10 protein-coding genes are annotated in these 12,367 nt (G+C 65.1%); 2 read left to right on the forward strand and 8 right to left on the reverse strand.

Annotated elements, in window-relative coordinates:
* Window positions 1–33: 33 nt before the first annotated feature.
* Window positions 34–786 (forward strand): DUF599 domain-containing protein, encoded by a 753-nt coding sequence (locus CSW63_RS17510; RefSeq protein WP_099503209.1) that lies wholly within the window; start codon window positions 34–36, stop codon window positions 784–786.
* A 578-nt stretch (window positions 787–1,364) separates the two neighbouring features.
* On the opposite strand, the gene CSW63_RS17515 is transcribed toward CSW63_RS17510, so the two are convergent.
* Window positions 1,365–2,900, reverse strand: coding sequence for a class I SAM-dependent methyltransferase (locus CSW63_RS17515; RefSeq protein ID WP_099503207.1), 1,536 nt, complete (start codon window positions 2,898–2,900; stop codon window positions 1,365–1,367).
* A gap of 165 nt (window positions 2,901–3,065) precedes the next feature.
* Between CSW63_RS17515 and CSW63_RS17520 the strand changes: the two genes are divergently transcribed.
* A complete protein-coding gene (locus tag CSW63_RS17520; protein ID WP_099503205.1) occupies window positions 3,066–4,355 on the forward strand; it encodes a glycosyltransferase in 1,290 nt (429 codons plus the stop codon).
* 17 nt (window positions 4,356–4,372) lie between these two features.
* Here the strand turns inward: CSW63_RS17520 and CSW63_RS17525 are convergent, their stop codons facing one another.
* The 7 genes from CSW63_RS17525 to CSW63_RS17555 all read right to left on the reverse strand — a co-directional run bounded on the left by CSW63_RS17525 (window position 4,373) and on the right by CSW63_RS17555 (window position 12,311).
* Window positions 4,373–5,980, reverse strand: coding sequence for a TolC family protein (locus CSW63_RS17525; RefSeq protein ID WP_099503203.1), 1,608 nt, complete (start codon window positions 5,978–5,980; stop codon window positions 4,373–4,375).
* A gap of 55 nt (window positions 5,981–6,035) precedes the next feature.
* Window positions 6,036–7,073 carry a glycosyltransferase family 4 protein gene (locus CSW63_RS17530; RefSeq protein WP_099503201.1) on the reverse strand — a complete coding sequence of 346 codons (1,038 nt, stop codon included), beginning with the start codon at window positions 7,071–7,073 and terminating at the stop codon, window positions 6,036–6,038.
* 10 nt (window positions 7,074–7,083) lie between these two features.
* Complete coding sequence (locus CSW63_RS17535) at window positions 7,084–8,121, reverse strand: glycosyltransferase family 4 protein (protein WP_099503199.1); 1,038 nt, start codon at window positions 8,119–8,121, stop codon at window positions 7,084–7,086.
* A gap of 3 nt (window positions 8,122–8,124) precedes the next feature.
* On the reverse strand, window positions 8,125–9,240 hold the full coding sequence (locus tag CSW63_RS17540; protein ID WP_099503197.1) for a DegT/DnrJ/EryC1/StrS aminotransferase family protein: 1,116 nt from the start codon (window positions 9,238–9,240) through the stop codon (window positions 8,125–8,127).
* A complete protein-coding gene (locus tag CSW63_RS17545; RefSeq protein WP_099503195.1) occupies window positions 9,237–9,884 on the reverse strand; it encodes an acetyltransferase in 648 nt (215 codons plus the stop codon). The genes CSW63_RS17540 and CSW63_RS17545 overlap by 4 nt, the downstream gene beginning before the upstream one ends.
* Window positions 9,884–10,861 carry a GDP-mannose 4,6-dehydratase gene (gene gmd, locus CSW63_RS17550; protein WP_062097720.1) on the reverse strand — a complete coding sequence of 326 codons (978 nt, stop codon included), beginning with the start codon at window positions 10,859–10,861 and terminating at the stop codon, window positions 9,884–9,886. The genes CSW63_RS17545 and gmd overlap by 1 nt, the downstream gene beginning before the upstream one ends.
* A 139-nt stretch (window positions 10,862–11,000) precedes the next feature.
* Entirely contained in the window at window positions 11,001–12,311 is a 1,311-nt protein-coding gene (locus tag CSW63_RS17555; protein WP_099503193.1) for an HlyD family type I secretion periplasmic adaptor subunit, read from the reverse strand.
* Window positions 12,312–12,367 lie beyond the last annotated feature (56 nt).

The raw sequence follows: 12,367 nt of genomic DNA on the forward strand, positions 1-12,367 counted from the left end.
TTCCGACTCTCAGGCTGCGTCTAGACTTCACCCATGCCGTTGCTCGACATCATCGCCCTCACCGTCTTCGCGTGCTGCTGGATGCTGTACGAGACGATGCTCAAGCGCCTTGGCGAGGGCGGCGGCGTGCTGAACACCGACATGACGGTGATCCGCCGCCGGTGGATGCAGGAGATGGCGGTGCGTGAGGTGGCGCTGCTGGACGGCCAACTCCTGGGTCACGCGATCAATTCAGCGAGCTTTTTCGCCTCTTCGAACCTGATCCTGATCGCCGCCGCCGCAGGCGTGCTGTTCGGCGGCGACACCGCCCTGAAGAGCGTCGAGGGCCTGGCCGTCCTGGCCAAGACGACGCCGTTGATGTTCCAGATCAAGCTGGGCCTTGTGCTGGTGGCGCTGGCGCGGGGTCTGCTCGACTTCATCTGGGCCATTCGCCAGATGAACTACTGCTTGGCCGCAATCGGCGCGACGCCGATGTGGTCCCCGCCCTCCGTGCTGGCGGAATACGCCGAGGCGGCTGGCGGAATCCTGAACCCCGCCCTGTCCGCGTTCAATGCAGGTGTCCGGGCCTACTACTTCGCGCTGGCGGCGGCGGTCTGGCTGCTCGGGCCGCTGCCCTTCCTGATCGCGACGCTGGGCGCGATGGGCTTACTGCTGTGGCGACAGCGTCGGAGCCGCGCCTCAATGGCGGTCCGTAAGGTCCGGCAAATCCTGGAGCGACAACCGGTGGTGCACGGCCCGCACCACGCAGGTCGTTCGGCGGCAGAGGCGCCCGAAGACCGGGTCTAACGGCTCTGACGCTCGTCCCAAGTTGGAAGCTGAACCCTAGGAACGGGGTTAACCACGCCGCGTTGACAAGACAGCGAACCAGCGCCGCCCAGATGCAATAAGCCCCGCCGGTGACTCGGTCTCCGGCGGGGCTAATGGGAAGTCTTGTGGGTAGACCCTCCCTACATAGCGCAACCGGCGCCGGTTCGCAACCGTTCTGCTACGAGAATCCGACACTTCGCCGTGAATTCGGAGTGCAACTTCCGCTATTGCCGGAGGGCTGTCAGATTCCTGACGGCGGGGTCAAAATATCAAAGCCCACAAAACGACGAGCCGAACCAGCAAAGCACAGCTCTCAATTTGAAAATCTCTCAGAGAGAATAGCGACCTAAACGGAAAATCGAAAGATCAACTCTAGCCGCGAACTGTAGTCCAGAAAAACGAGAACTATGCCGGTTAAGATTTTAGACGAACAAATCAGGCAATAGCGGGGCGGGATGTCTGGGCATTTTCTCGCCGCTCACGCGAGAATCTTGCGTGGCGCTTCGCGTCGCCATAACACACCCCGCCCGCGCACACGCTATGCGCGCATAGCCCCCTTACAGGCCGAGCGCGGTCCAGATCGGCAAGACATTGTCTTCCCACGCTTTGGCTTGCGCCTTCAGTTCGGTGAGATTGTCCTCGCCCTGCAGGGTGACCCCCTCCTTCACGATCGACTGCCCCTGCGCGCTCAGAGTCTGATACGCGAAGGTGGCCCAGTCGTCGGCGGTCTTGCCGCCTTGCTCCCGGCTCAGCCAGAACAGTTGGGAGAACCGCGGCGCAGTCACACCTCCGCCCGTGACCGGCGAAGCGAAGTGGGCGATCTCGCCCGTCGACAAGGACCGCCCAGCGATCGCGGTGTTCAGCGCCTTCGTGCGGGTTTTCGCCGCGTCGCTATCGGCATCGGCCACCACGGAAGACAGGACGCCCAGCCCCAACAGAACCGTCAGAGCCGAAGTGATCTGCGGGAACTGGATATTGCTCTTGGCGAGTTGGGTCTCGATTTCGGCGACCGAATGCGGACGGTGATCCAGCAGCAGGTCGAAGAGCGGGCGGTAGACCGTATCGACCAGGTTCGCCTCGCCCAGAATGCCCCTGACCTTGGTCGGCAGGTCCTTTTCCGCCACGGTCAGAATGACCCGCTCTTGGCGTATGGCGCTCGCCTGCTCATGCACCGACAACTGGCGTACGCCGCGAACCCAATAGTCTCTGCGGAACTGCTGATTGGTGCAGAAATCGCGGAGCGTTTCGCGAAGCGAGCCATTGGGTACGCCCTTCATGAACTCCGACTGCTGCGGCGTCAGGTTCAGTTCGTGCAGGAGGTCCAGGACGTGGGCCGAACACGCAAAGCCCACCTTGGCGTCGCCCAGCCACTTCTCGACGTCCGAGAAGTACATCGGGTGCCAGTCGCGGTTCATGTACTCGTGCGCGAGATAATGCCGATCCTGCTCCTTGATGCGCTTCAATCGGTCGGCGCCGCCGGGATTGGCCTTCGCGTAGAGCGGATCCAGCCCCAGGAACTGCTCGATGAAGTTCAGCGCGGCGTCGGTCTGACCGATCACGCCCTGCCCCGGCGCACCCATGACGTCGGCATGATGCTTCATAAGGTGACGGATCGGCGCCGAGGCCGACCAGCCCGGCAAGGTGTTGTACGAGATGTAGAGCACGCCGCCCGGTCGCAGCTTGCGGCGGATGAAGTCGACCAGCACATGCCGGTTGGCGTCCGAGATCCAGGTCCAGATGCCGTGCAGGCCGATGAAGTCGAAATCCGGCAAGTCGGCGCGATTGCAGAACTCGGCGAAAGCCTCGTCATACAGCTTGGCGTCCGCGCCCGAGAGCCGCCCCATCTCGGCGGCGAAGGCCGCATGAGCCGGGTTGAAGTCAGTGCCGTACCACTTGACGCCCGGCTGAGCCGCGGCGTGGATCGACACCGACAGGCCCTGACCAAATCCCAGTTCGCAAGCGTTCTCGATCTTGGGCGCGTGGCGCCCCACCAGCAGGAGCGGGAGCCGGCTCCGCAGCGGGTTCAGCTCGCCATAATAGCCGTATGTATAATTGACGTCCGTGACATAGCCGGCGCTCCACTCAGTCGACACGCGTGCGTTCCTTGAAATCTAGTGGTCTCGAAGCCCGGCGATTAGTCCTTTGCGCGCGGCGACTTGGCAATCGAATTTCGGCACCGAAGCTTTTTTGACGTATTTCGATCCCGGCTCGCTATAGATCGACGGTCAGATTTCACATCCAGCTCCGCGCCAATACACATGATCTCTCGCTTGCTGACCCTCTGGCGCGGCCTGCCCGCTCCGATCCGCCGGTCGGCCCACCTGACCGTTGGCGCGCCCAGGATGGCGGCGGACGCCGTGTCGGCGTGTTGGCGAAACTATCTGTCGGCCCGAGAACGGCGACGGGCCTTCGCGGGGGCCAAGCGCGTCTTGCGCCGCCGCCCGTCGGACACCTCGGGTCCGGTGACTGTCGTCGGCTTCCACGGCGCAGTGCATGGCCTTGGCGAGGGCGCCAGACTGCTTCTCAGGGGACTGGCCGACGCCGGCGTCGACGTCCGCGCGTTGGACCTTTCTGAGCGGGTAGGCTTCCCAGTCGACATGCCTGTGACGACGCCGCCGCCGGGCGAGACAGAGCGGGGCGTGGTCATCTCGCACGTCAATCCGCCCGAACTGATCGAGTGGGTGCTGCAAACCGAGGCGGCCTTCCTGCGCGAACGCCGCCACATCGGCTACTGGGCCTGGGAGTTGGAGGAAGCGCCGGCGGATTGGCTGCCGGCCTTCGATTTCGTTGACGAGGTGTGGACGCCTTCGGAATTCGCTGCGGACGCCATTCGACGGATCGCACCGAAGCACATCAAGGTCTCCGCCGCGCCCTACCCGATCTACCTTAACGCCCGCCCGCCCGCCGATCGCGGTCGGTTCGGTCTGCCCGAGGATCGGGTGGTGGTGTTCACCGCCTTTGATCTGAGGTCGACCGCCCAACGGAAAAACCCGCGCGCCGCGCTGGCCGCCTTCCAGCGCGCCAATCGGCAACTTGGCGGGCCGGCGCTGCTGATCTGCAAGGTGGTGGGCGGCGACCTCTATCCCGAAATGCTGGCCGCACTCGCCGCCGAGGTCGCCGACGACCCTTCGGTCCGGCTGATGACGGACAATCTGACAAGCGAAGAGATGGCGGTGCTGACCGCCAGCGTCGACATCGTTCTCTCGCTGCACCGATCCGAGGGCTACGGGCTTTTGCTGGCGGAGGCCATCTGGCAGGGCAAGGCGACCGTCGCTACGGGCTGGTCCTCGAACGTCGAGTTCATGGACCAGTGCTCGAGCGCGTTGGTGCGCTTCGAACTGGTTCCGGTGGCGGGCGACGGCCCGATCTATCGCTCCGGACGATGGGCGGACGCCGATGTGGCCCATGCGGCCGAACAGCTCGCCGCCCTGATCGCGGACAAGACCTTGCGCGAGCAATGGTCGGCCGCGACCGCACGAAACAAGCATGTTTCGTTCGATCGCGACGCCTGGATCACGCTGATGGGCGAGCGGCTTCCAAGATCCTAGCCGACGCCCCTGGCGCTCTATCCCTTCGGCGCCGTCGTCATGGGCGCGTCGCTGTCCTTCAGGGTCGGAAGGTCGTTGATCGACGGCGGCGGCTCCACCTTGTCCGCCGAAACGGGCTTGGCGGGCAGCTCCGACGACTGCGGACGGATCGGCGTGGTGTCGCCCGCTTCGGGCTTCTTTGCCGCCAGCGGCAGCGAAACCTTGTCCAGGGTCTGGACGATCAGATCCGTGGGCAGCATGCCGCGGTAACGAACCTTCTTGAAGTTGCGCTCCGGATCATACGGGGCGATCCCCGGCGCCAGGTTGCCGACTTCCAGCGTACCGATCTGCGACAGCAGCTGGACGCGCGAGACATACTCGTTGGCCCGGCTACGGACGAAGCCGAGCTGGGAATTCTGCAGTTCGGCCTGCGCGTTCAGGACCTCGATCGTGCTGCGCAGGGCAAAGCGCTCTTCCTCACGAACGCCATAGAAGGCGATCGTGTTGGCCTTCATTTCCTCTTCGATCGTGACCAGCGAGCGGCGCGCCGCGACCAGTTGCTCCCAAGCCTCCGACACGCTGTAGACCATGTTGCGGCGAGCATCGTCGATCAGCAGCTTGTCGCGATTGTTCTCTTCCAGGGTCTGCCGGATCGTCGAATTGATCTGGCCGGCGGAGAACAGGGGCTGGGTCAGGGTCACGCTGGCGGAGATCGCATCCTCGCGGTTACGGATCTTGGCGCTGTAGGGATAGGTCGGCGCGTTGCGGTAGTCGAAGCGCGCCGAGACGCTGAAGAGCCTTTGAGCGCTGGCCTCGGCCACGCCCAGCCGTGAGGCCTTTTCCGTAAAGATCGCCGACAGCACGACCGGGTTGTTGGCTTCGGCCTGATTGTAGGCCTCGTCGAGCGCCTTCGGCAGGTCGTCGATGTCCGGCTCGGGGTCGAGTTCGGTCGGCAAGTGTCCGACGAGCGCCGCGTAGTTGGCGATGCTCAGATTCAGTTGAGCCTGGGCGTTGACGACCTGGGTGCTCGCCGAGGCAAGCCGCGCCTTGGCCTGCTGTACGTCGGTCAGGGTCACCTGGCGAACGGCGTACTTGTCCTCGGTGTCCTGGAGTTGCTTGCGCAGCCATGCTTCGCCGCCGAGGCTGATGCGCAGGATCTCGCGGTCTCGACGCACCGTGACATAGGCGTTCGTGACCCGAACCAGCAGATCCATCTCGATCCGACGCAGGCTTTCGCGTGACGCCTTGATCTTGGCCTCAACACCTTCCAACCGCGCCGCGTAACGGCCGTTGGTATAGAGCGATTGCGACAGGCCGAGTTGGTTCACCTGGCTCGCCGCCTCCAAGCCTAGGGGCTTGTTGCTACCAAACGGGGTCGTGCTCGGCCCCTTCAGGTAGCCATAGACCTCCGCGACCTGGGCGTTGGCCTGAAGGCCGTAGGCCGCGCGGGCCTGGGTATAGTTCTCGTCAAGCGCGCGCAGGGCGGCGCGCTGGGCCTGGATGTTCGGATTGCTCTGGTAAGCGGCGGTGATCGCGTCCGCCAGCGTCTCGGCGCTCGCAACCTGAGCGCCGCCGGCGACCGCGCAAGCCGCGACGATACCGATCACGGACGCCCGGATGGACAGGGTTTTAGCAAACACTCGCATTTCCTAGACTTCCGGCGCAGGACCGACGTAGGGCCTTCAACCTAATATTTGTGGCTTAATCAAGAAGACGACGGACCGTCTCTTCCCATGTGACATTCTTGTCGCGCCAAAGATCGCGCGCCGCCTTCCCCAGCGATATCGCCCGCCCCCGGTCTGCGGTCAAACCTTCGAGGGCCTCGGCCAAGGCTTGGGGCGTTGGCTCGGCGACCGCGCCGGTGTCGGCGCTGACAATCTCCAGCAGCCCGCCGGAGTCGGTCACAGTGAGCACGGCCTTGCCCGCAGCGAAAGCCTCCATCGTCACATAGCCCACACTGTCCTCGTCAAAGGGCAGATAGGCGCAGACCAGCGCCCCATTGGCCCAGCGCGCGATGTCGGCGCGGGGATGGAAACCGAAGCGCAGATCGACGCGGTCCTTCAGGTCCAGGTCCTCGACCAGCTTGGTCAGGCGGTCGGCGTAGGCCTGGTTCTCCGGCGGACCCGCGATCACCAGGCGCAGGCTTCCCGGCAGCAAGGCCAGGGCCTCGATCAGCAGATGCTGACGCTTGCCCGCCGCGACCCGACCGCCGGCGAAGACGTAGTCGCCATGCTCGCCGCCGGTAAACAGCTCCCCGTCGTTCAAGGGCGGATAAAGCACCTCGCTGCTCACCCCGTTGAACCTCATCAAGCGGTTCTGGGTGACGGGAGAATTGCAGTAGATCTTGCGGCACTCGGCGAAGCAGGCGTTGTCGGCGGCGTGAATCGCGGCCTTCACCGCCCTGCCCGTGTCGTCGAAATCCAGATGGCTCTGGCCCGCTTCCGAAAGGTCATAAGCCTGGCGGAACTGGTGCAACAGCCACAGCACCTTCTGGTGGTGCGGGATCAGATAGGCCGGGAACTTCAGCCCGATCACGCGATCCACGTTGTAGAGCCGCATGCCCTTGGAGATCAGCATCTCCTCAACCAGCCGCTCGGCCGGTTCCCAGGTGAACGGGACACGGGCAAGCTCGGACTGCACGCCGGGCGTGGCGTTCAGGCGGCGGACCAGATGGTCGGCCAGCTCCTCGGCGCCGCCGCGCTGGAACGGCGCGGCATTGTTGACGACCAGAACCTTCATGCGGGCGTTCTCACGAGGTCAGGCGCTCCACCACGGTGCTCCAGTCGATCTTCATCTCGGCCAGCCGGTTCAGCGAAGCGGTCCCCATCTTGGCCACAGCGAGCTTGTCGGCATGCAGCCGGTCGAACTGCTCAGCCAAGGCGCGTGCATCCGGCGCGCTGATCAGACCGTTACGGCCATGCTCGACCAGTTCCAGCACCCCGCCGGAGTCGGTTGTCGTGATCACCGGCTTGCGGGCGTGGGCGCCTTCCAGCGAGGGATAGCCGTAGCTGTCCTCGTCCTTGGGCAGATAGGCCACGGCCAAGGCCTGCTTGAGCATATCGGCCTTCTCTTCCTCGCTGATCCAGCGATCCTCGAGAATGACCCGATCCGCCACGCCCAGGTCGTGGGTCATCTTCACCAGCTGGCGGCCATACTCGGGACTGGACGCCGTGCCCGCCAGACGCAGCTTCACGCCGGTCTTCACGTACTGCATGGCCTCGATCATCAGCGCCTGGCGCTTGTGCGGCTCCAGCCGAGAGATGGCGACGATCTCGTCGCCATAACCGGTGTGGCTGAAGCGTTCGGGCTGATAGATCGGCGGGTAAAGCGGCGTGGCGTCCAGGCCATTGAAGGCCTTCAAGCGGTCGGCCACCACCTGGGAGTTGGTGAACACCGCCCGCGCCTCGGAAATCGCCTGGGTGTCCAGCGCGCGGAGATTGTCGCGAACGGCGCGGTAGTGCGCGTCGTCAGGCATGCCGCGATAGGGCGTGTCCCAAAGGTCGTAGAAGGTGCGGATATGGTGGATGAACCACAGCACCTTGTTCGGGTGGTCCACCACATAGGCCGGCGGCCGGAAGCAGATCACCCGGTCGCACCACTGCGTCAGGTCCATCATCCGCCAAGCGGCGATCTGGTGCAGGATCTCGTTCGGATCGTCGACAAACGGCAGATAGAAGCGCTCGACCTCGTGGCCGGCCTCGACCAGCTTTTCCTCGAGCCACTCGACGATGAAGCGCGCCCCGCCGTTGATGAACGGCACGATCGAGGACAGCAGGACGATGCGCATCGGCTAGACCAGCACCTGATCCAGCGCCGCGACGACGCGGTCGATGTCGGCCTCGCTCAGCCCGGCGTGGGTCGGCAGGTTCAGGCCATCCGCGCCGCAGGCTTCGGCGACCTTCAGGTCGTCCGTGGCCAGATGGGCGTAAGGCGGCATGATGTGCATCGGATGGAACACAGGGCGGCTCTCGATGCCCATCGCCTCCAGATCCTTGATCACCTGGTCGCGAGAGGTCGAAAGGCCTTCGCCCAGCCGCACCGTGTACATCCAGAACACGTGACGGCCGGTCGACTCCACGTGGGGCTTGATCACCCGGTTGCCCAGACGCGCCAGCTTCTGTTCGTACCAGGCCACCACCTTTTCGCGCGCGGCCAGGTGCTCGTCGACCCGTTCCAGCTGCGCCAAGCCGATCGCGGCCTGGATGTTGGTCATGCGATAGTTGAAGCCAACGACGGGAAACCAGTAGCGGCGGTTCGGGTCCATGCCCTGGCTGCGGTACAGGCGCATCGTCGCGGCCAGTTCATCGTTGTTCGTCGTGATCATCCCGCCCTCGCCGGTGGTGATGATCTTGTTGCCGAAGAAGCTGAAGGTCGCGCAGTCGCCCAGCGCGCCGGACATCTTGCCCTTGTAGGACGCGCCGACGGCTTCAGCAGCGTCCTCGATGACCATCAGGCCGTGCTTCTTGGCGATCTCCAGGATCGGGTCCATGTCGGCGACCTGGCCGTAAAGGTGCACCGGCATGATGGCCTTGGTGCGCGGCGTGATCTTGGCCTCGATCAGCGCGGGATCGATGTTGAAGGTGCGCGGATCGTTGTCGACCAGCACCACCGTACCGCCGCAATAGGTCACCGCGTTGCACGAGGCGATATAGGTCAGGCTGGGGATGATCACCTCGTCGCCCGGCCCGATCCCCATGGCCACCAGCGCGAGATGCAAGGCCGTCGTGCCGTTGTTGCAGGCGATCGCGTGCTTCACGCCGCAGTAGTCGGCGAAGGCGCGTTCGAAATCGGTGATGAAGCGGCCCGCCGACGAGATCCACGTCGAGTCCAGGCACTCCAGCACGTAATCGCGCTCGTTGCCGTCCAGGCGCGGCGCGGCGACGGAAATGCGCGGCAGGTCACTCACGAACGGTCTCCTTTGATCTTGGCCGGCACGCCGATCGCGAGGACCGCGTCCGGAAGGTCACGCACGACGACGCCCCCGGCGCCGACGATCGTATCGGCGCCGATCGACACGCCGGGTATGGCCCGGGCGCCCACGCCGAGAAAAGCCCGCTCCCCCACGGTCACCCCCCCGGCCAGCGCCGAGGCGGGCCCCAGATGGCAGGCTTCGGCCAGGCGGCAGTCATGATCCACCACGGCCCCGGTATTGATGATCGCCAGATCGTCGATCCGGCTGTCGGCATTGATCGCAACCCCCGCCATCACCGCGATCCCCTCGCCCAGACGCGCAGTCGGCGAGATCACGGCCGAAGGATGGATGGCGTTGACCAGCGAAAACCCTTGCTCGCGCGCTTTGCGCCCCAGCTTCTGACGAAGCCGGTTGTCGCCGATCGCCACGAACAGTCTCGAAAACCCCTTCTCGCGCAGCCCCGGCAGCGCCAGGTCGTCGCCCACCACGGGAACGCCCAGAACCTGGCGGGGCGTCGGATCGGCGTCGACGATGGCGGCCACCGTCTCCCCGCGAGCCCGCAAGCTCTCGATGGCCACCTTGGCGTGGCCGCCGCCGCCGATGATGACGACGCCCCCGATGTCGAGGGTGGCGCTCATCAGTTGCGCGAACGCCGGGCGATGTCGGCGTCGACCATTTCGGCGATCATCTCCTGCATGGTCGTCTTCGGCTCCCAGCCCAGCTTGGCCTTGGCCTTGGCCGGATCACCCAGCAGCAGGTCCACCTCGGCCGGACGCAGGAACTTCGGATTGACCGTCACGTGGTCCTGATAGTTCAGGCCGACGTGGGCGAAGGCCACTTCGCACATCTGGCGCACGGTCCAGGTCTTGCCGGTCGCGACGACGTAGTCGTCCGGCGTTTCCTGTTGCAGCATCAGCCACATGGCCTCGACATAGTCCTTGGCGTGGCCCCAGTCGCGCTGGGCGTCGAGATTGCCGAGGTCGACCGTCTTCTGCTGGCCCAGCTTGATGGCCGCCACCGCGTCGGTGACCTTGCGGGTCACGAACTCGATGCCGCGCAGCGGGCTTTCGTGGTTGAACAGGATGCCGGCCGAGGCGTGCAGGCCGAAGCTCTCGCGGTAGTTCACCGTCATCCAGTGGGCGTAGAGCTTGGCCACGGCGTAGGGCGAGCGCGGATAGAACGGCGTCGTCTCCGACTGGATCGGATGCTGCACCAGACCGTACATCTCCGACGAGGAGGCCTGGTAGAAGCGGGCCTGCGGGCATTCCAGGCGCACGGCTTCCAGCATGTTGGTCGTGCCCAGGCCCGTCACCGAACCGGTCAGGTGCGGCTGGTCCCACGAGGCGCCGACAAAGCTCTGGGCGGCGAGGTTGTAGACCTCGTCGGGCTGCAGGCGGCGCACTAGGCGCGCCAGGCCGCCGGCGTCCAGAAGATCGCCAAGCTCGAACTGGATGTCGTCATACACGCCGATCCAGCGCAGGCGGTCGCCGATCACGTCGGCCGAAGCCGAGCGGCGCAGCATGCCGTGGACGGTGTAGCCCTTCTCCAACAGCAGCTTGGCGAGGTACGCCCCGTCCTGACCGGTCACACCGGTGATCAAAGCCGTCTTAGCCATGCGTCTTCGCCGACTCCAGTAACAACGAAGGGTCCTGACTACACTATTGCCCGCGAATGGAAAGCAGCGCCGGCGATTTTCCATCGCCGACGCCGCTCATCCGAAAAGCATGGGAAATCAGGCTGTTGAAATCCCGAAACTACTCCTCGCGCATCGTGGTGCGCAGGGTGTCCCGCAGCGGCGAGAACAGGTACTGCAGCACGGTGCGCTCGCCGGTCGGGACGATGACCTGAGCCGGCATGCCGGCGGTGACGCGGCTCCGCAGGTTCGGCGGCAACTGCTTGATGTCCACCGTCACCACGCCCAGGAAGTACGACACCTTGCCTTCCGGATCGGTCAGGCGGTCGTGCGAGATCGAGATGATCTTGCCGTTCAGGATCGGCACCTCGCGCGAGTGGAACGACGGCAGGCGCACCTCGGTGACCATGCCCTCATGGATGTTGTCGACGTCGGTCGGCGCAAACTGGGCGTGGATCTCGAAGCTGCGCTCGTCGGGCGCGATATCGACCAGCGCTTCGGCCGGACGCACCACGGCGCCTTCGGTGAAGAAGCGCAGGGCCTGGGCCACGCCGTTCACCGGCGAGACGATGTTGACGCGGCGCTGGGCGTCGGCGGCGACGACTTCGCGTTCGCTGACCTCGGCCAGCTTGACGCGGGTCTCGGCGATCGCCTCGCTGACCTGTTCGAAGAACTGCTGACGGATCTGGCGGATCTTCAGCTGGGTCTCGCCCATGCCCTGGATGGCCTTGGCCCGGTCAGCGGTGAGCTTGCCGATGGCGCCCGACAGCGAGGCCTGCTCGCGCTCCAGCGCCAGCAGGCGCGGCCGGGGCACCAGGCCCTTGTCGTAGATCTTGCGCAGATCGCCCAGCTCATCCTGGATGAAGCCGAGTTGCTCCTTGAGCCCCTGGATCTGACGGTCGATGCCGTCGATCTCGCTCTTGAACTGATCGCGCTGGGCGTTGAACAGGTCGACCTGGCCCTGGATGGTCTGGCGGCGTTCGACGAACTGCGACTGTTCGTCGGCGAGGGCGCGGGCCACCACCGGGTCGGCGCGCTGGGTCAGGAGCTCGGCCGGGAAGCTGATGGTCGGGCGCTGATCGCGCTCGGCGACGAGACGGGCCTCGAGGGCGCGGAAGGCGACGTACTGGGCGCGGGTGATGCCGGCGGCGGCGTTCACCTGGGTCGGGTCCAGCTGGAACAGCACCTGCCCGGCCTTCACCCGCTCGCCTTCGCGCACTAGGATCTTGCTGAGCATGCCGCCTTCCAGGTGCTGGATGGTCTTGCGGTTGGCGGTCGTGGTGACAACGCCGTTGGCGATCACGGCGCTGTCCAGCGGCGCGAAGGCGGCCCAGCCCAGGACCCCCACGAAGGTGAAGGCGATGACGGCATAGCCGATGCGGGCGATGCCTTTGTAGTTGTCGGTCGGACGCTTGATCTGAGCGGGCTTCATGTGAGCTTGAGCCTAAGAGGCGCCAGGGAACCGGCGCCGGTAAAACGGGGAACGGC

It is taken from the genome of Caulobacter sp. FWC26, assembly GCF_002742645.2.
Taxonomy (GTDB): Bacteria; Pseudomonadota; Alphaproteobacteria; order Caulobacterales; family Caulobacteraceae; genus Caulobacter.